Origin of the sequence: Cellulosimicrobium sp. JZ28 (assembly GCF_015327065.1) — a bacterium.
Taxonomy (GTDB): domain Bacteria; phylum Actinomycetota; class Actinomycetes; order Actinomycetales; family Cellulomonadaceae; genus Cellulosimicrobium; species Cellulosimicrobium funkei.
Window position 1 is genome coordinate 4,222,907 of sequence record NZ_CP017660.1, and the last position, 18,882, is coordinate 4,241,788.

Genomic DNA, 18,882 nt, shown 5'->3' on the forward strand with positions numbered 1-18,882 from the left:
GCGACACGCGGCACCGCCGGGTGTTCCATGGAGGCGAAGCGGGAGGCGCCCGGGCCCAGGCCGTCGGGAGCCGGCCCGTCACCTCGGCAGGGGAGTGACCATGACGATCCAGGGCCCGATCCTCACCGCCTTCTCGCGCACCGCGAAGCAGGTCTGGTACTGGCCGGTGATCCGCGGCGTGCTCGCCATCCTCTTCGGCATCATCGCGCTCGCGTGGCCGGACAAGACGGCGGCCGTCGTCATCTGGGTGATCGGCATCTTCGCCGTCGTCGACGGCATCGTCGAGATCGTCGAGGGCGTCCGGCGCCGCGGCACGGGCAGCGGCACCGCGTTGCTCGTGACGATGGGCGTCCTGAGCCTCGCGGTCGGCGTCGTGCTGCTCGTGTGGCCGGGCAAGACCGCGATCGTGCTCACCTGGATCGTCGGGTTCTGGGCCGTGGTCTACGGCCTGTTCCAGACGGTCGCCAGCCTCGACCTGCGCAAGGTGCCCGGGAGCGGGTGGGGCTGGGGCGTCGTCGCCGGCCTGCTCGGCATCGTCTTCGGTCTGCTCGTGCTGTTCAACGTCAACGCCGGACTGGTGTCGATCGTGTGGCTGCTCGCGCTCTTCGCGATCGTCTGGGGCGTCATGCTCATCGCGTTCGGCGTCCAGATCCGCTCGCTCGGCCGACAGGCCGGACGCGCGGCAGCACCCGGCACGTACTGACCCGACCGCCCCGCCGACCACGGGGTTGCTGTCGTTCTGAGCGCCAGAACGACAGCAACCCCGTGCTCGGCGGGTGGGACGCTCCGGCCGGACGCGTCAGGCGGGGCGGGCCTCGGCGGCCGCGCGGGCGGCGGCGGGGAACGCGTCGAGGATGCGGGCGACGGCGGTGTCGTCGTGGGCGGCCGAGACGAACCACGCCTCGAACACCGACGGCGGCAGGCTGACCCCGGCGTCGAGCATCGCGTGGAAGAACGCGCGGTACCGGAACGTCTCCTGCGCCTGGGCCTGCGCGTAGTCGCGAACCCCTGCGGTCGCGGCGAGCTCGCCGAACATCACGGAGAAGAGCGAGCCTGCGCGCTGCACGCGGTGCGGCACGCCCGCAGCGTCGAGCGCGGAGCTCACCGCCGCCGACAGCACGCCCGCGACCTCGTCCACGCGCGCGTACACCGTCTCGTCGGCGAGCCGCAGCGTCGCGAGGCCCGCCGCGACCGCGACGGGGTTCCCCGAGAGCGTGCCCGCCTGGTAGACGGGGCCGAGCGGTGCGAGCTGGTCCATGACGCTCGCCGGTCCGCCGACCGCGGCGACGGGCATCCCGCCGCCCACGACCTTGCCGAAGGTGAACAGGTCGGGCGTGTAGCCGTCCGCGCCCTGGCCGCGCAGCACCGCGTTCTCGAGGCCCCACCAGCCGCTCGGCCCGACGCGGAAGCCCGTGAGCACCTCGTCGAGGATGAGCAGCGCGCCGTGCGCCGCCGTGATGCGGCGCAGGCCCTCGTTGAAGCCCTCCGCGGGCGGGACGACGCCCATGTTCGCGGGCGACGCCTCGGTGATGACGGCCGCGATCTCGGATCCGCGCTCCGCGAACGCCGCCTCGACGGCCGCGAGGTCGTTGTACGGGAGCACGAGCGTCTCGGCCGCCGTCGCCTCGGTGACCCCGGCCGAGCCGGGCAGGGCGAGCGTCGCGACGCCGGACCCCGCCTCGGCGAGCAGCGCGTCCACGTGCCCGTGGTAGCACCCGGCGAACTTCACGACGACGTCGCGCCCGGTCACGCCGCGTGCGAGGCGGATCGCGGTCATCGTGGCCTCCGTGCCCGTGGACACGAGGCGCACGCGCTCCGCGGCGGGCACCCGGCGGCGGATCTCCTCCCCGAGCTCGACCTCGCCGAGCGTCGGCGCGCCGAACGACAGCCCGCGGGCCGCCGCCTCCTGGACCGCGGCGACGACGTCGGGGTGCGCGTGCCCGAGCAGGGCCGGGCCCCACGAGCACACGAGGTCGACGTACTCGCGGCCCGCGACGTCGGTCACGTACGGGCCGCGTGCCGAGGCGAGGAACCGCGGGTCGCCGCCCACGGACCCGTAGGCGCGCACGGGCGAGCTGACGCCGCCCGGGAGCACGCCCTGCGCGCGCACGAACGCGGCGTGGTTGTCCGCCCCGCCCGCGCCCGGTGCGCCGAACAGCGCCGCGTCCTGCGCCTGCACGGCCTCCGCCGTCCCGAAACCGCCCGTGTCCGTCATGCCCGCGTCCTTCCGTCGTTCTCGTCCAGCCAGCCCGCGAGCTCCGTCGCCCAGTAGGTGAGGATCACGTCCGCGCCGGCGCGCTTGATGCCGAGCACCGACTCCGTGACGGCGGCGCGCCGGTCGATCCAGCCGTTCGCCGCGGCCGCCTCGATCATCGCGTACTCGCCCGACACCTGGTACGCCGCGACGGGCACCGCCGACATCTCCGCGACCGCCGCGAGCACGTCGAGGTACGACCCGGCGGGCTTCACCATGACCATGTCCGCGCCCTCGGCGAGGTCGAGGTCGGCCTCGCGCAGGCCCTCGCGGGCGTTGCCCGCGTCCATCTGGTAGGTGCGGCGGTCGCCCTGGAGCGCCGAGTCCACGGCCTCGCGGAACGGCCCGTAGAACGCGCTCGCGTACTTCGCGGAGTACGCGAGGATGCCGACGTCGTCGAACCCGGCGGCGTCGAGCGCCTCGCGGATCACGGCGACCTGGCCGTCCATCATGCCCGACGGCGCGACGACGTCCGCGCCCGCCCGCGCCTGCGCGACGGCCATCGAGGCGTAGCGGTCGAGCGTCGCGTCGTTGTCGACGACGACGCCCCCGTCCCGGCCCTCGGCCAGCACGCCGCAGTGCCCGTGGTCGGTGAACTCGTCGAGGCACGTGTCCGCCATGACGACGGGCCCGCCGCCCGGGTGCTCGCGCGCCGCCTCGACCGCGATCCGGATGCCGCGCTGCAGGATCCCGTCCTCGGCGTCCGCCTGCGTGCCGGTCGCGTCGCGCTCGGCCGGGATGCCGAAGAGCATGACGCCGCCGACCCCGGCGCGCGCGGCGTCGCGCACGGCGTCCGCGAGCGTCGCCTCGGTGTGCTGCACGACGCCCGGCATCGACGAGATGGGGCGCGGCGCGTCGAGGCCCTCCTTGACGAACAGGGGGAGCACGAGGTCGGACGCGTGCACGCGCGTCTCGCTGACGAGCCGCCGCACGCGCGGGCTCGTGCGCAGGCGGCGCGGCCGGTGGTGCCCGACGGGGAGCTGGTGGGTCACGAGGGGTCTCCTTCAGAGGTCGGGGCGACGCCGGTCGTGCCGGCGGCCGGGGGAGCGGCCGGGTCGTCGGGCTCGGCGGTCGTGCGGGTGGAGGGACCGGTGGTGGCGAGCGCGCCGACGAGCGCGGTGGCCAGCGCGGCGTCGGTCGGGCGCTCCGCGACGGCGTCGAGCCGCAGCCCGACGTCGCGCGCGGCCCGGGCGGTCGGGTCGCCGATCGCGACGCCCACGACGTCGTCGCACGGGCCGAGCTGCCGCGCGACCTCGCGCGCGACGCTCCCCGAGGTGAGCACGACGGCGTCCACCGCGCCCGCGCGCCACGCCGCGACGACGTCCGGCGCGAGCGCGTGCGTGACGGTGCGGTAGACGGTGACGACGTGCGGGACGTACCCGAGGTCGTGCAGGCCGTCGTGCATCGTCGGCGCGGCGAGGTCCCCCTGCGGCAGCAGGACCACACCTCTACCTCGCGAGGTAGAGCCCTGGTCTCCCGAGGTAGAGCCCTGGTTCCCCGAGGTAGAGCCGCGGTCCGCCGGGGTAGAGGCCTGGTCCGACGGGGGGAGGGCGGCGAACGCGGCGACGAGGCCGCGGGCGGAGTTCTCGTCGGGCTCGAGCTCGACGGTGACGCCGACCGCCTCCAGGGCGCGGCGCGTCGCGGGCCCGACGGCGGCCCAGCGGGCCCGGCGCCCGGCGTCGCCGAGGTCGACGCCCTGGCGGGCGGCGCTCGCGACGAGCTCGTCGATCGCGTTGACGCTCGTCACGACGACCCACGCGAAGTCGCCGTGGACCAGGCGGGCGAGGGCGCCGTCGACGGGCGCCGTGTCCTCGACGGGCGCGCGCTCGATCGCCGGGCTGACGAGGACGTGGGCGCCCGCGTCGCGGAGCGTCGCCGCGAGGCCCGCGGCGCGCTCGGGCGCGCGCGGGACCAGGACGGTCCGACCGGCGAGCGCGTCGGCCCGGCGGGCTGCGTCCAGGTCGTCCACGGGATCCCCAGCGTCCACGGGGTTCCCAGCGTCCACCGAGTCCCCAGGGTCCACCGCGTCCGCCGTGCCGCGCGCCGGGAGCGGGGGCACCACGGGCGCGGGTCCCCGCGACGGGTCGCGCAGCGGTCCGGGGCTCATTCCGCCGCGCCGCGGTAGCCGCCGTCGCGGAGCTGCTCGCGGGCAGCCTCCACGGCGCGGTCGGTCGCCGGGGCCTCCACGGCCGGGGCGTCGAGGACAGGGGTGCCCGCCCCGGTCTCGCGCAGCGGCGCGAGGCGCGCGGCGCCGTCGGCGAGGAGCGCGTCGGCGACGCGGGCGCCCAGCCCGCGCGCGACGTCGTCCCGGGCGGTCGCGGCGGCGGCGAGCGACCCGGTGCTCGGGGGGAGCGCGGCGCGCGCGGAGTGCGTGAGCTGCTCGGCGCCGTCGACCCGCGCCACGACGGCCGTCAGGGCCACGTCGCCGTCCTCCACGACGGCGTGCGCGCCGACGGGGCCGCGCACCCGGCCTCGAGCCGGCCGAGGAGCGCGCGCTCGGCGAGCACGGCGAGGCGCGTGGGCTCGTGGTCGAGGTCGTGCAGGGCGCGGGCGAGGACGGGGTCGTCGAGGGAAGACGTGCGTACCTCGACGGCGAGCGCGCCCTGCCCGGCGGCGGGCGCCATGATCGCGGTGTCGATCACCTCGGACACGGCCTCGAGCCGGCCGAGGCGGGCGAGCCCCGCGTACGCGAGCACGACGGCGTCGAGGTCCGCCTCCTCGCCGAGCGCCCGGGCGAGGCGCGTGTCGACGTTGCCGCGGATGTCGACGACGTCGAGGTCGGGGCGGACGGACCGGAGCTGCGCGGCGCGCCGCGGCGACCCGGTGCCGACGCGCGCGCCGCGCCGGAGCGTCGTGATGGTCAGGCCGCCGCGCGCGCACAGGACGTCGCGCGGGTTCTCGCGCTCGGGCGTGACGACGGTGAGCCCCGGTGCGGGCTCGGTCGGGAGGTCCTTGAGGGAGTGCACCGCGACGTCGCACCGGCCGTCGAGCAGCGCCTCGCGGAGCGCGGTCACGAAGACGCCCGTGCCGCCCATCTGGGCGAGCGAGCCGGTGAGCACGTCGCCGTCGGTGCGGATGCGCACGATCTCGACCTCGCGGCCGGTCAGCTCTTCGAGGCGGCGGGCGACGTGGCCGGTCTGGGTCGTCGCGAGGGCGCTGCCGCGCGTGCCCACGCGGAGGGGCGTCGTACCTGCAGGACTCACGGAACCAGTCTCTCCCCACTTCGGCATTCCACGAAAATGTGCACGTCACAGCGCGGGAATGATGCGGGGAGTGACGTGGTCCTGACGGCCGGTCAGGAAGTTGCGGACAATGTGTCAGGTCATTTCGCGGGGAATTCTCGGGACTATTCCGGCGCGCAATCCGGTGAGGATTCCCTCACCCCGCGGCCGCGAGGCCGCGGGCGCATTCCTGTGCGTGGCCGACGATCGACGCGAGCCCCGTCCCGGCGATCCAGCCGCCGGTCACGGCCAGCCCGGGCACGGCGTCGACGCGCGCGACGAACGCCGCGACCTCGCGCCGGAACGCGGGCGTGGGCGGGGGCAGCGCGCCGTTCCACCGCGTGACGACGTGGCCGAGGACGCGCCCGTGCAGGTCGACGCCGAAGAGTCGCGACGCGTCCACGACGACGCGGTCGAGGTCCGGCTCCGTCGTCGCGCCGATGCGCCCGTAGCTCAGGCGCACCACGTGGTGCCCCGGCCCGGCGGCGGCGCGGACGCGGTCGCGCAGCCAGGGCCACTTGGCGGTCGAGTGCGTGAGCGCCTTGGCCTCGACGTCCGACGGCGGCGCCGCGCGCCCGGCGTCGCGGTGCGGCGGGGCGACGAGCAGGCCGGTCCCGCGCGGGGCGTCGTCGAGCTCGGGCGCGCGCAGCAGGAGCGTCACGAGCCGCACGTCCGCGCCGGGCTCCGGGTCCGGCAGGAGGTCGGCCGCCGTCCCGACGAGCGGGCCGAGCGCGTCGACGAGCGCCGGGGTCGTCACGACGAGGCGCGGCGCGGCGAGGTCGACCGGACCGCTCGGGGTCTCGGCGCGCACGAGCCAGGTCCCGGGGCCGCCGTCCGGGGCCGCGGCGCGCGAGATCCCCGTGACCTCGTGGCGCAGCCGGACGTCGGTTCCCGCGACGAGCCCCTCGACGAGCCGGTGCATCCCGCCGTCGATGCCGCGCACGGCCGACCCGGCGGGGGCGAGGGCGCGCATCGACGCGACGGCGCGCGCGAGCGACCCCTCGCGCTCGAACGCCTCGCGCAGCCCGGGCGCGACCGCCGCGACGTCCAGCCGGTCGAGCGGGGCGGAGTGCACGCCGGAGGCGACCGGCGCGACGAGCCGCTCGGTCACGCGCGCCCCCATGCGGGACCGCGCGAACGTCTCGAGCGTCCGCAGGTCGGTGAACCGGCGGGGCAGCACCCGGTCGAGGCTCGCGCGCAGCGACCCGCCGAGGCCGACGGCGCGGCGCACGTCGCGCGACCACGGGTCGGCGGGGATGCCGAGGACGCCCGCGCGCGGCAGGGGGTAGGCGTGCCCGGCGGCGTAGCCCCACGCGCCCGCGCCCGACGGCTCGACGACGTCGAGCCCCAGCTCGCGCACGAGGTCGCCGACGGCGGCGCCTCGGGCCGCGAACGACTCGGCCCCGAGGTCGACGCGCACGCCGTCGAGGCCGGGCAGGTCGCCGCCGCGGACGGGCCCGCCGGGCGCCTCGGCGGCGTCCAGCACGACGACGCGCAGCCCCTGCGCGCGCAGCGTCCGCGCGGCGGTGAGCCCGGCGACGCCCGCGCCGACGACGACCGCGTCCGCGGTCTCGACCCCTTCCGGTGCGGCGGGTCCGGACGGACGGGGCGTCGTCGGCTCGGCGCTCACCGTCGGGTCGCCTCCTCGGTGGCGGTGTCGGCGGCGCTGCCGGGAGCGTCGTCCGCGAGCGCGTGGACGAGCGCGACGACGCGCGTCAGCACGTCGGGGTCGGTGTCCGGCGGGACGCCGTGGCCGAGGTTGACCACGTGCCCCGGGGCCGTGCGCCCGCGGCGCACGACGTCCCGGACGTGCGCCTCGAGCACGTCCCACGGCGCGGCGAGCAGCGCGGGGTCGATGTTGCCCTGCACGGGCACGGGGGCGTGGCCCTCGGCGAGGAGCCGGGCGGCGTCGTCGAGCGGCGTGCGGTAGTCGACGCCCACGGCGACGTCCTGCACCCCGGCCGCGGTGACGGCGTCGCGCATGGCGGGGAGCAGGTGCCCCGTGCCCGTGCCGAAGTGGACGACGGGCACGCCGAGGTCCGCGACGTGGGTGAGCGCGCGCGTGCTCGCCGGGGCGGCGCCGGCCGCGTAGTCCGCGAGCGAGAGCGAGCCGGCCCACGAGTCGAAGAGCTGCGCCGCGCTCGCGCCCGCCTCGACCTGCGTCCGCAGGAACGTGCCGGTGAGGTCGGCCGCCCAGTCGACGAGGCGCTGCCACGTCTCCGGGTCGCCGCGCAGCAGGGCGCGCGCCGCGAGGTGGTCGCGCGACGGCCGACCCTCCACGAGGTAGGCGGCGAGGGTGAACGGCGCCCCGGCGAACCCGATGAGGGGCGTCGTGCCCAGCGCGTCGACCGTCAGCGCGACGGCCTCGCGGATCGGGGCGAGCGCGTCCTCGGTGAGCTCGCTCTCCACGAGCCGGGCGACGTCGTCGGGCGTGCGGTACGCCTGGCCCATGACGGGGCCGACGCCCGGCGTGATCTCCACCTCGACGCCCGCGAGCCGCAGCGGGACCACGATGTCCGAGAAGAAGATGCCCGCGTCCACGCGGTGCCGGCGCACCGGCTGGAGCGTGATCTCGGACGCGAGGTCGGGGCGCAGGCACGAGTCGAGCATGCTCACGCCCTCGCGCGCGGCGCGGTACTCCGGCAGCGAGCGGCCGGCCTGGCGCATGAACCACACGGGTGTGATTTCCGGGCGCTTTCCGGTCGTGCCCGCGCGCAGGGCCTGCACGAGCGGGGAACGGTCCGTGCGGCCGTCGGTCAGGGGATGGCCCGGGGAAAGGGCGACAGGAATCACAGCTACCGATTCTGCCTCTCTCCCGGGGGAATGATTAAATCGGAGGCACTGTGGCTCTTCTCTCCCTCACGGCCAGCCACCACGAGCTGGACCTCGACGCCCTGGAACGACTCTCCACCGGGGCCCACTCGATCGGCGGCTCCGCGGTCGCGGCGTGCGACGTGATCACCGGTGCGGTCGTCCTCGCGACGTGCAACCGGTTCGAGCTGTACCTCGACGTGGACGCCCCCCTCGACGGCACCGGCGTGCAGCACGCGACCGAGCACGTCGCACGCATGGTCGCCGAGGCGTCGGGCGTGGAGGTGGCCGAGGCGCTCGCGTCGTTCCGCACGCGCGCCGGGACCGAGGTCGCCGAGCACCTGTTCGCCGTCGCGTCGGGCCTGGACTCGATGGTCGTGGGAGAGCGCGAGATCGCCGGCCAGGTGAAGCGGGCGCTGGAGACCGCGCACGCCGACGGCGTCACGTCCTCGACGCTCGAGCTCCTCTTCCAGACGGCGTCGCGCACCTCCAAGAAGGTCAGCACGCAGACGACGCTCGGCGGGGCCGGTCGCTCCGTCGTCGCGCTCGGGCTCGACCTCGCCGCCGCCGAGCTGCCGCCGTGGCCGCAGGTCCGCGCCGTCCTCATCGGCACCGGGTCGTACGCGGGCGCGAGCCTCGCCGCGCTGCGCGCGCTCGGGTGCGACGACGTGCGGGTCTACTCGCAGTCCGGCCGCGCCGAGGAGTTCGCCGCCGCGCGCGGCGTGGAGGCCGTGACGGACCTCGTCGTGGCGCTCGAGGACGCGGACCTCGTGGTGTCGTGCAGCGGCGCGCGCGGTCGGGCGCTCGCGGCGGACGCCGCGCGCCCGGGCGCCGAGCGGCGCGAGCAGGCGATCGAGCACGTGCTCGACGCCGCTGCGGTGGTGCGGGCGCGCGAGCGGGCCGCGGTGCGGGCGGGCGACGAGCCCGTCGCGCGCCCCACGGTCGTGCTCGACCTCGCGCTGCACCGCGACGTCGACCCGCGGGTGGCCGACGTCGAGGGCGTGCTCCTGTACGACCTCGCGACGCTCGCGGCGCACTCGCCGTCGATCGCGTCCGAGCTCGTGACGCAGGCCCGCACGATCGTCGACGAGGCGACGCGGGCGTTCGAGGAGACGCGCCTCGGGCGGGCGGCGGACACGGCGGTCGTCGCCCTGCTGGCCGACGCCGAGCGGCGCGTCGCGCTCGAGGTGGCCGACGTCGTCGCGCTGCGCGAGGCGGACGGCGACCCGGTCGAGCCGGACGAGGCCGACGAGATCGCGCGCGGCGTGCGGCGCCGCGTGCACGCCGACCTGCACCGCGCGATCGTCGCGGCCCGCGCGGAGGCGGTCGCCGCGGCGCAGGCCGAGGAGCGCGCGGTCGTCGCGGACGCCCAGGCGCTCGTCCACGAGGCCGCCGGCGCGCGCTGACCCCGGTCCGCTCGGACGGACCCGCTGCCCCGGGCATCCGATTGACAGCGCAGTCATAGCCGGGAGAGGGTGGCCGACGGACGCCCGTCGTCGACCAGGAGCACCGTCGCCCCGCCACGAGCGGCCCGGGCGGCACCTGACCGAACGGCCCCGGGGCGCCCCGGGCGACGACGCCCGGTCGCACGTCGAAGAGGACATGGCATGAGACGACCACGACTCGCCCTGCTCGCCGCGGTGCTCGCGCTCGCCGTCGCGCCGGGCACCCTGCTGCCCGCCGCCGCGGGCGCCGCCCCCGCCGACGAGGGCACCATCACCGCCGCCGCGGGCGACGACCTCACGCTCGAGGTCAACCCGTTCGTCGGCACCGAGAGCGAGGGCAACGCCTACCCCGGCGCGACCGTGCCGTTCGGCATGGTCCAGCTCAGCCCGGACAACACGAACTCCTACGCCTCGACGTCGTACAGCACGAACGCCGGGCGCGTGTGGGGCTTCAGCCACCGGCACGTGAACAGCGCGGGCTGCCCCGCGGCGGGCGAGCTGCTCGTCACGCCGGACACGAGCGCGACCCCGCGCACGGCGCGCTCCTTCATCGCCATCAAGGACCAGAAGAGCACCGAGCGCGCGTCGGCCGGGTTCTACGAGGTGACGCTCGCGAACGACGTGCACGCCGAGCTCACCGCGACCACGCGCGTCGGTGCGCACCGCTACACGTTCCCCGCCTCGACGACGTCGCACCTGTCGTTCAACGTGGGCCAGACCCTGCGCGACGCCGGCGCGAGCTCCGTGACGTGGGTCGACGACCGCACGCTCGAGGGCTGGGTCGACAACGGCGGCTTCTGCGGCGGCACGCCCGACAAGCAGCGGTACTTCTTCAGCGCGACGTTCGACCGCCCGGTCGCGTCGAGCGGCACGTGGGGCACCGACGCGCGCTACGTCGCGGGCTCCACGACGAGCGAGGTCGCGGGCGGCAACAACGGCGCCGTCGCGGTGTTCGACACCACGACCGACCGCGACGTCGAGGTGAGCGTGGGCGTGTCCTTCGTGAGCGTCGACGGCGCGCGCGCCAACCGCGAGGCCGAGGCCACCGACGAGGGCGGGCAGGTCGCGTTCGACACCGTGCGCGAGGAGGCCCGCGACGCGTGGAACGCGGAGCTGGGCCGTGCCGCGATCGACGCGTCGCCCGACCAGCGCCGGATCTTCTACACCCAGCTCTACAAGACCCTGCTGTCCCCGACGATCGGCAGCGACGTCGACGGCCGGTACCGGGGCATGGACCTCGAGGTCCACCAGGCCGACGGCTGGGACTACTACCAGAACTTCTCGCTCTGGGACACGTACCGCACGCAGGCGACGCTGCACGCGCTCCTGCTGCCCGAGCGCGCCCAGGACATCGTGCGCTCGATGTACCAGCACCGCGTCGAGGGCGGCTGGTTGCCGCGCTGGTCGCTCGGCGCGCTGGAGACCAACATCATGGCGGGCGACCCCGTCACGCCCTGGCTCGCGGAGAACTTCGCGCTCGGCACCGTCCCCGACGACATCGCGGACGAGCTGTGGGACTACCTCGTGGAGAACGCCACGACGACCCCGCCGGACGACGTCGCGTCCGTCGGGCGGCGCAGCACCGAGTTCTACGCCGAGCACGGTCACGTGCCGTTCTACCCCGAGAACGAGGGCGGCCTCGGCGGCCAGTTCGAGGAGTACCGCCACGGCGGCTCGGCGACGCTCGAGCTCGCGCTCGCCGACGCGAGCCTCGGCGCCGCAGCCGAGCGCACGGGTCGCGAGGGCGGCCAGGCGTTCCTCGACAGGGGTCGCAACTGGCGCAACCTCTGGAACCCGGACGTCCAGCTCTCGGGCGGCTTCCAGGGCATGGTCAACGCGAAGCGCCCGACGGGCGAGTTCGTCACGCTGCCCGAGCTGACGGACGTCACGCGCTCCGGCTTCCACGAGGGCGTGCCGTGGCAGTACCAGTGGATGGTGCCGCAGGACGTCGCGGGCCTCCAGGAGGTCATGGGCGGCGAGGACGGCTTCGTCGAGCGTCTCGACTACTACTTCGACCAGCCGGCGCTCGTCGCGAACCCCGGCGTCTCGCCGAGCACGTGGGCCAAGGGCGGCAGCTCGTACTACACGACCATCCGCTACAACCCGGGCAACGAGCCGACGATCATGAACGCGTGGCTCTACGGCTACGTGGGCCAGCCGTGGAAGACGAACGACGTCCTCGCCGCCAACCTCAACCGCTTCCCGGACACCCCGGGCGGCGGCGTCGGGAACGACGACCTCGGCACGCTCGCCGCCTGGTACGTCATGGCGTCGCTCGGGTTCGAGCCCGTCATGCCGGGCTCGGGGATCCTCGCGCTCAACGCGCCGAAGGTGCAGGCCGCGACGCTCACGACCGACGCCGGGGCGACGCTGCGCATCGACGCGGCGGGCGCGAACGAGAAGCTCCCGAGCTACGTCGCCGGGCTGGAGGTCGACGGCGTCACGCACACCGCCGCGTGGCTGGACGTCGCGACGCTGCAGGACGGCGGCACGCTCGACTTCGACCTGTCCGACACGAGCGCGGGCCTCACGTGGGGCACCGGCGCGGCCGACCGCATCCCGTCGGTCTCCGCCGTCGTCCCGCCCGCGCCGGTCGAGGTCGAGGCGAGCGCGCGCTGCCTCGGCGGCCGGGCGTTCGTCGCGGTCCGCGCGACCAGCACGGCCGACGCGCCGCTCGACGTGACCCTCACGACGCCGTTCGGCGATCGGACGGTCCGGGGCGTGCAGCCGGGCAAGAGCGCCTACCAGTCGTTCACGACGCGCGCGACGTCCGTCGAGGCCGGGACGGCGACCGTCACGGTCGTCGCCGCGGACGGCACGACGACGACGGTCGACGCGGCGTACGACGCGCTGGCCTGCGGCTGACCGCCGCGCACCGGACGAGGGCCGTCGTCGGGCAGCACGCCCGACGGCGGCCCTCGCCGCGCCGCTAGGCTCGCCGCGTGAGCACCACCACGCGCCTGGGCGTCCTCGACATCGGCTCGAACACCGTGCACCTCGCCGTCGTCGACGCTGCGTACGCGGCGCGTCCCGTGCAGGCCGCGGGGGCGCGCACGGTCGTGCGCATCATGCGCTACCTCCGGCCCGACGGGTCGCTGTCCCCGGAAGGGGTCGCGGCGATGCTCGCCGCCGTCGACGACGCGATGGCGCTCGCGCGCGAGTCGGCCGTCGACGAGATGCTGCCCATGGCGACGTCGGCGCTGCGGGACGCGACCAACGGGCCCGAGGTGCTCGCCGCGATCGGCGAGCGCGTCGGGCAGCCGGTCCACGTGCTCTCCGGCGAGGACGAGTCGCGCCTGACGTTCCTCGCCGCGCGCCGCTGGCACGGCTGGGCCGCGGGCCGGCTGCTCGTCCTCGACATCGGCGGCGGGTCGCTCGAGATCGCGTCGGGCGTCGACGAGGAGCCCGATCTCGCCGTGTCCCTCCCGCTCGGCGCGGGGCGCATGACCATGGCCTTCCTGCCCGACGACCCGCCCGCACCCGAGCACGTCGAGGCGCTGCGGGAGCACGTGCGCACGACGCTCGCGCCCGCCGTCGCGCGGTTCGCCCGGCTCCCGCGCCCGGACCACGTCGTCGCGACGTCCAAGACCTTTCGCTCGCTCGCGCGGCTCGCGGGCATGCAGACCGAGGCGGTCGGCCCCGACGACCGGTGGCGGATGCGCCGCGCGCAGCTCGCGGACTGGGTGCCGCGGCTCGCGCGCATCACGGCCGAGGGCCGCACCGCGCTGCCGGGCATCACGCCGGAGCGCACGTTCCAGATCGTCGCGGGCGGGGTGGTCGCGGTCGAGACGATGCGCGCGCTCGGCGTGGACGAGGTCGAGATCTGCCCGTGGGCGCTGCGCGAGGGCGCGATCCTGCGCCGCCTCGACCACGCCTGACATCCGGCGACCCGCTCAGCCGTCGGCTCCGGGCGCGTCGTGCGGGGTCGCCCACCGCGGCGCGTCCGTGCCCCACGGCCGGGCCGGCGCCGGGTAGTCGTCGACGGGCTCGCCCGCGAGGCGGTCGAGCGCGGGCCGGGTCGTCGTCGCCTCGACGTCCCGGCCGTCGAGGCGCACCCGGTGCTCGACGACGCACCGCGCCCCCGGCGTCCGCGGCGGCCCGTGCGCGGGGTCGCGCCCGGGGGCGACGAGCAGCGCGTGCGCGGTGCGGGCGAGCGCGCCGTCGACGTCGCGCCCGCGGCCGTCGGCCGCGCGGTCGACGAGGGCGTCCACGACGGCCGCGGCCAGGAGGTAGCCCGTCGCGTGGTCGAGCGCCTGGGCGGGCAGGGCGCCGGGCGCGGCGGTCGAGGCGTCGCCCACGGTCCCGTCCCGCGTGCCCTCCACGAGCGCGATCCCGCTGGCCGCCTGCACGATCGAGTCGAAGCCGCGCCGCGGGGCCCACGGGCCGTCGTCGCCCCACGCGCTGACGCGCGCGTGCACCGCGCCGCCCGGCAGGCGCAGGCCGAACGCCTCGACCGCGCCCGGGCGGTAGCCCGTCACGAGGACGTCGGCGGCGTCGAGGAGCTCCTGGGCCCGGGCCCGGCCGTCGGGGGTCGCGAGGTCGAGCAGCGCGGACCGCTTGCCCTGCCCCGTGTCGAGGTGCTGGACCTCGATCTCGGGCAGGCCCGGCGGGTCGACGCGCAGGACGTCCGCGCCGAGCAGCGCGAGCGTCCGGGTCGCGACGGGCCCGGCGATGACGCGGGTCAGGTCCAGGACCCGGAGGCCGGCGAGCGGCCGGGGGCCGGGGGCGAGCGGGCGCGGGGGAGCGGCGTCGTCGCGCACCGCGGTCCGCACGGGAGGGCCCGACGCCGCGGCCCGGCCCGGCGCGGACGCGCGCCACTCGGCCGCGGAGCGCACGCGCACGGCGACCGCGCCGACCGAGGCCGCGAGGTCCTCGACCTCCTGCGCCGACCGCGCGGCGAGCGCCGTCGCGACGTCGTCCCGGGACGGGTGGTCCGCGACCGCGGCGGGCAGGTCGAGGAGCGCGAGCAGCCGCGCGCGGTGGTGCGAGTAGTTCGCGTGCGTGCGGACCCAGCCGTCCGCCGCGCGGAAGAAGCCGGACAGCGGCGCGAACCCGTCCACCGGAGCGCCGTCGACCCGCAGCAGCCGGTCGCTCGCGAACGCCGCCGCGACGCGGTCGGGGTCCGGGCCCGGTCCGGGGTCGAACCCGCCCGCCCGCGCCGCGGCGTCGCGCACGGCCGCGACCGACGCGAGCGCGAGGCCGAGCACGGGCAGCGTCGCAGCGAGGAGGTCGTCGTCCGCGCGTCCCGTCCCGACGGTCATGGCACGACGGTACGCCCCGCCTCGTCGAGCCCGGGTCGCTGTTGGACGGTCGTCCATCTGGCGGTCCCCGCGGACTGGCCTTACCGTTCCTGAGGCGTGTCAACCCGACACGCCGGGTATGTCTGATTTCTTTTCAGGGGGCAGGGGATGGTTCGGAACGCGAGGCGCTGGTCGGGCGTGGCGAGCGTGGCGATGGCGACGGCGCTCGCCACGGGGCTCGGCGGGCTGCTCGTCGCCCCGAGCGCGAGCGCGGCGGCCGCCGTCGTGGCGCCGCTGGGGGCGCGCACCTACTCGGTCTCCTCCTACTACGGCCCGCGCTGCATGCCGGTCGCCAGCGCGTCGACCTGGCACCTCGGGCAGGACCTCGGCGCGACCTCCGGCACGCGGATCAACGCGATCGCCGACGGCACCGTCCTCCGCGCGGGCAGCGTCAGCGGGTTTGGGCAGTGGGTCGTCCTGCGGCACACCATCGGCGGGAAGACGGTCTCGAGCGTCTACGGGCACGTCATCGACGGCGACAAGTACGTCAAGGCCGGGCAGACGGTCAAGGCCGGCCAGCGCATCGCCGACGTCGGCTCCACCGGCATCTCCACCTCGCCGCACCTGCACCTGGAGGTCTGGAACGGCACCTACGGGTCGGGCGCGTCGCACACCGACCCGCTCGCCTACCTCAAGGGCAAGGGCGTCGACCTCGGGCGCGACGCGACACGCGTGGCCGCCCGGTCGACCGCGACGTCGTGCACCTACTACACGAACGCCGCCGTGGACGTGCGCGCCGGGGCGGGCACCGGCGCCGTCGTCGCCCGCGTCGCGCGCGGGGCGGCCGTCGTCGGCAAGCCCGGGGACGAGAGCGGCACGTGGCGTCGGGTCACGTCGGGGCGGACGACGGGCTGGGTCCCGGCCGCGAGCATCGGGCCGACGAAGCCCGCGCCGGTCAGCACGCCCCCGGTGACGAAGCCGCCGGCACCCCAGCCGGCGCCGAAGCCGTCGGCGCCCCAGCCGGCGACGCGGTACGTCACGGCCGCGTCGCTCAACCTGCGGGCGTCGGCGACGACGTCCTCGGCCGTGGTCGCACGCCTCCCGAAGGGCACGAAGCTCGCGGTCGCGTCGACCTCGGGCGGCTGGCTCAAGGTCACCGCGAACGGACGGACCGGCTGGGTCTCCGCCCAGTACACCTCGACGAGCGCACCGGCGGCGCCCGCGAAGCCCGCCCCGGCACCGCCCCAGGCCGCGACGTCGTACGTCACCGCGTCGAGCCTCAACCTGCGGGCGTCGGCGTCGACCTCGTCCAAGGTCGTCGCACGGCTCGCGCGCGGCTCCGCGGTGACGCACGCGGGCACCGCCTCGAAGGGGTGGCTCAAGGTGACCGCCGGAGGCCGGACGGGCTTCGTCTCGACCGCGTACCTCTCGGCGCAAAAGCCCCGCTGAGGCGACCCGGCGCCGCGCCCCTCCGGGCGGCGCGGCGTCAGCCCCCCGGCGTCACCGTTCCGGGGAACCGGGCGGCGGAGCGGTCCGTGACCGAGCCGTCGCCCGCGGCGTTGATCTCGCTGATCATCATGACGAGGTCCAGGTCGGAGTCGGCCGCTCGGGCCAGGCTCGTGGCGAGCTGGTACGGGTCCGAGAGCGGCTTCATGTCGTAGTCGGTGACGACGGCCCGCGTCTGCATGCCGAGGGCGTCGTTCTCGACGGCGGTCCGCACGCTGTCGGCGAGGCGGTTCATCTGCGACTCGGTGAGCGTCATCGTCACCTGCTGGCCGGGCGACACCTCGCCGGACGGCGAGAAGCCGGAGAAGTCGCGCGTGTTGAAGTACTGCGACGACATGTCGTCGGCCGTGACGTCGAACGAGTACGTGCGCGCCGAGAGGTCCTCCGTGCCGGAGGCGTCGAACGACTGCGACAGGCGGAAGTCGCCCCGGTCGCCGTACGTCGCGGTCATGAGCTGCTCGGTGCTGCCGTCGGGGTAGGTCGTCGCGACGAGCGACCCGGTGTTCTGGCCGATCTGCCACTCGGCCCCGCCGACGGGCGTGTCGAAGCCGACGGTCGACGTCGAGTCGTAGTTGACGCGCTCGATGGTCGTCGTGCCGGAGATCCCGGTCGACGGGTCCCCGGGGATCTCGCCGGTGACGAGGTAGGTGTCGTAGGCGGCCTGGCCCTCGGGCGTCGACAGGTCGAACTCGGCGCTGCGCAGGGACGCGCCGTCGAGCGACGTCGTGTTGCCGAGCATGACCTTGACCGCGTCGAAGTCGAGGCCGAGGCCCGCGTGGTTCGCGATCGCCTCCGTCGGGCCCGCGGTGACACGGACCGTGTCGTCGCCCGTGCGCTCGATGAGGCTGCTCACGCCCTCGGAGTCCTTGACGGACGACTCCAGCGCGATGTGCCGGAACGCGGCGTCGAGCTCGGTCTTGGAGTAGCTCCCGCCGTCCATCGTCACGGAGGATCCGACCGGCATGCTCCGCGGGTCGAACGGGTTGACGGACCCGGGGTCGACGTCGGTGCCGTCGGGCATCTTCAGGGTGTACTCGGACGTGACGCCGGTCGTGTACCCGCCGCTGACGCCCGTGCCGCCCTTCGAGACGCCGCCCTCGACGCCGATCGAGACGTCCGACTTCGACGTGTAGGTGGTGAAGCCGTCCTCCGACTTCTCCCCGACCGTGTACTCGGCGCCGCCGTTGACACCGAACGAGACCTTGGAGCCGTCGGTCGTCTTGAACCAGTCGGCGAGCGACCCGCTGCCGGAGTACGTCGTCTCGCCGCTGTCCGGGTCGTGGGAGACGCCGAAGCCGACCTTCGAGTCCGTGCCCTCCGTCGCGGGGCTCCCGAGGCCGCCGTTGTCGGAGCCGCCGCTCTGGCTGCCCTTCACCGAGACCGTCGGGCCGCCGGGGCCGTCGCCGCTCTCGCCCGGGCCGCCGTCGCCCGACCCTCCGGAGCCCGAGCCGCCGGACCCCGACCCGGACCCGCCCGACCCGCCAGCCCCGCCGGCACCCCCGCCCGTGCCGTCGGAGCTGGCGCTCTCCTGCTGGTCGGCGTTCGTGCGCACCTTGTCGGCAGCGTCGCGCAGCGTCGCCGCGGCCGCGGCGAGCGCGGGGCCGAGCTCGGAGGTCCAGCGGCCGCGCAGCTCGTCGCCGTCCGGACCGGCCCAGCGGGCTCCGCTCACCGTGGACTGGAGGCCGGCGCGCGTCGTCTCGAGCGACTCCGACGCCGTCGTCAGGCTCTGCGCGAGCCTGCGCAGCTCGCCGATGTCGGCACCGTAGAACCCCATGGTCGTCCCTCTGTCGCGGCGGATCGTGCTTCCGGAGCGTACGTGGACGGGCGCCCCCGCGTCTCGGGGTGCCCATGGGGCGAGGTCCCCATGCCGCGTCCGAGCGGCCTGCCTGGGGGCGCGCGGTCAGGCCGAGAGGACGTCCGCGAGGCGTTCGAGGACGATGCGGCCGGCGGGCGGGACGCGGTCCGCGTCGGCCGGCGTGAGCCACGCGAGCTCGGCGATCTCGGCGTTCGGCGCCGGCTCGGGAGACCCGGGCAGCGGCTCGGCGTACAGGCAGTGCATCCGCACGACGCGCCCGCCCAGCCCGTGCCCCGGGGCCTCGGCGACGAACGCGGGCCGGACCGTCCCCGGGTCCAGGCGCACGCCGAGCTCCTCGTGGATCTCGCGCACCAGCGCCTCGGTGTCCGTCTCGCCGGGCTCGACCTTGCCGCCCGGCATGAAGAAGCGGTCCTTCCCGGTCGTCCGCACCGCGAGCAGGCGTCCGTCACGGACGTTCACCCACCCGACGGTGCGCAGGGGCGGGAGGTCGGACGGCGGGGCCGACGCTCCGGCGGTCGCGGGGTCGGCGGGGCGCAGGTCGGGCGTGCTCACGCGTCCCACTGTGCCACCCGGCACCCACGGCGGGGCC

Annotated in this window: 13 protein-coding genes and 1 pseudogene; 5 read left to right on the forward strand and 9 right to left on the reverse strand. The window is 76.1% G+C overall.

Annotated elements, in window-relative coordinates; all coding sequences use genetic code 11:
- Positions 1 to 100: 100 nt before the first annotated feature.
- Positions 101 to 703: an HdeD family acid-resistance protein gene (locus tag BJP59_RS18920; RefSeq protein WP_194521743.1), complete on the forward strand. Its 603-nt coding sequence runs from the start codon at positions 101 to 103 to the stop codon at positions 701 to 703.
- 96 nt (positions 704 to 799) lie between these two features.
- Here the strand turns inward: BJP59_RS18920 and hemL are convergent, their stop codons facing one another.
- From hemL to hemE, 6 genes and pseudogenes are all read right to left on the reverse strand, one after another.
- Complete coding sequence (hemL, locus tag BJP59_RS18925) at positions 800 to 2,215, reverse strand: glutamate-1-semialdehyde 2,1-aminomutase (protein WP_083711326.1); 1,416 nt, start codon at positions 2,213 to 2,215, stop codon at positions 800 to 802.
- On the reverse strand, positions 2,212 to 3,246 hold the full coding sequence (gene hemB, locus BJP59_RS18930) for a porphobilinogen synthase (RefSeq protein ID WP_194521744.1): 1,035 nt from the start codon (positions 3,244 to 3,246) through the stop codon (positions 2,212 to 2,214). Before hemB ends, hemL begins: the two co-directional genes overlap by 4 nt.
- Entirely contained in the window at positions 3,243 to 4,223 is a 981-nt protein-coding gene (locus BJP59_RS18935) for a uroporphyrinogen-III synthase (RefSeq protein ID WP_194521745.1), read from the reverse strand. Before BJP59_RS18935 ends, hemB begins: the two co-directional genes overlap by 4 nt.
- Positions 4,224 to 4,357: 134 nt before the next feature.
- A pseudogene (gene hemC, locus BJP59_RS18940) lies at positions 4,358 to 5,484 on the reverse strand (hydroxymethylbilane synthase).
- Positions 5,485 to 5,632: 148 nt separating this feature from the next.
- Positions 5,633 to 7,105 (reverse strand): protoporphyrinogen/coproporphyrinogen oxidase, encoded by a 1,473-nt coding sequence (locus BJP59_RS18945; protein WP_194521746.1) that lies wholly within the window; start codon positions 7,103 to 7,105, stop codon positions 5,633 to 5,635.
- Positions 7,102 to 8,142 (reverse strand): uroporphyrinogen decarboxylase, encoded by a 1,041-nt coding sequence (gene hemE, locus BJP59_RS18950; RefSeq protein WP_442861555.1) that lies wholly within the window; start codon positions 8,140 to 8,142, stop codon positions 7,102 to 7,104. The genes BJP59_RS18945 and hemE overlap by 4 nt, the downstream gene beginning before the upstream one ends.
- A 176-nt stretch (positions 8,143 to 8,318) precedes the next feature.
- Between hemE and BJP59_RS18955 the strand changes: the two genes are divergently transcribed.
- From BJP59_RS18955 to BJP59_RS18965, 3 genes are all read left to right on the forward strand, one after another.
- The gene (locus BJP59_RS18955; RefSeq protein WP_194521748.1) at positions 8,319 to 9,692 is read left to right on the forward strand and encodes a glutamyl-tRNA reductase; all 1,374 of its coding nucleotides are present in this window, start codon (positions 8,319 to 8,321) and stop codon (positions 9,690 to 9,692) included.
- Between the two features lie 201 nt (positions 9,693 to 9,893).
- Entirely contained in the window at positions 9,894 to 12,596 is a 2,703-nt protein-coding gene (locus BJP59_RS18960; protein ID WP_194521749.1) for a GH92 family glycosyl hydrolase, read from the forward strand.
- Positions 12,597 to 12,673: 77 nt separating this feature from the next.
- On the forward strand, positions 12,674 to 13,609 hold the full coding sequence (locus BJP59_RS18965) for a Ppx/GppA phosphatase family protein (protein WP_076403882.1): 936 nt from the start codon (positions 12,674 to 12,676) through the stop codon (positions 13,607 to 13,609).
- 15 nt (positions 13,610 to 13,624) lie between these two features.
- Here the strand turns inward: BJP59_RS18965 and BJP59_RS18970 are convergent, their stop codons facing one another.
- Positions 13,625 to 14,992 (reverse strand): CoA transferase, encoded by a 1,368-nt coding sequence (locus tag BJP59_RS18970; RefSeq protein ID WP_194521750.1) that lies wholly within the window; start codon positions 14,990 to 14,992, stop codon positions 13,625 to 13,627.
- 177 nt (positions 14,993 to 15,169) lie between these two features.
- Between BJP59_RS18970 and BJP59_RS20255 the strand changes: the two genes are divergently transcribed.
- Positions 15,170 to 16,420, forward strand: coding sequence for an SH3 domain-containing protein (locus BJP59_RS20255; protein WP_194521751.1), 1,251 nt, complete (start codon positions 15,170 to 15,172; stop codon positions 16,418 to 16,420).
- Between the two features lie 37 nt (positions 16,421 to 16,457).
- Here the strand turns inward: BJP59_RS20255 and BJP59_RS18980 are convergent, their stop codons facing one another.
- Both BJP59_RS18980 and BJP59_RS18985 read right to left on the reverse strand, forming a co-directional pair.
- Entirely contained in the window at positions 16,458 to 18,251 is a 1,794-nt protein-coding gene (locus BJP59_RS18980; RefSeq protein ID WP_194521752.1) for a hypothetical protein, read from the reverse strand.
- 126 nt (positions 18,252 to 18,377) lie between these two features.
- The gene (locus tag BJP59_RS18985; protein ID WP_228485187.1) at positions 18,378 to 18,845 is read right to left on the reverse strand and encodes an NUDIX hydrolase; all 468 of its coding nucleotides are present in this window, start codon (positions 18,843 to 18,845) and stop codon (positions 18,378 to 18,380) included.
- Between the last annotated feature and the right edge of the window lie 37 nt (positions 18,846 to 18,882).

Bases quoted from the DNA above. Each gene is read 5' to 3' on its own strand.
- BJP59_RS18920 (WP_194521743.1), top strand. From the start codon at position 101: ATGACGATCCAGGGCCCGATCCTCACCGCCTTCTCGCGCACCGCGAAG.
- hemL (WP_083711326.1), bottom strand. From the start codon at position 2,215: ATGACGGACACGGGCGGTTTCGGGACGGCGGAGGCCGTGCAGGCGCAG.
- hemE (WP_442861555.1), bottom strand. From the start codon at position 8,142: ATGCGCCAGGCCGGCCGCTCGCTGCCGGAGTACCGCGCCGCGCGCGAG.
- BJP59_RS18960 (WP_194521749.1), top strand. From the start codon at position 9,894: ATGAGACGACCACGACTCGCCCTGCTCGCCGCGGTGCTCGCGCTCGCC.
- BJP59_RS18970 (WP_194521750.1), bottom strand. From the start codon at position 14,992: ATGACCGTCGGGACGGGACGCGCGGACGACGACCTCCTCGCTGCGACG.
- BJP59_RS18980 (WP_194521752.1), bottom strand. From the start codon at position 18,251: ATGGGGTTCTACGGTGCCGACATCGGCGAGCTGCGCAGGCTCGCGCAG.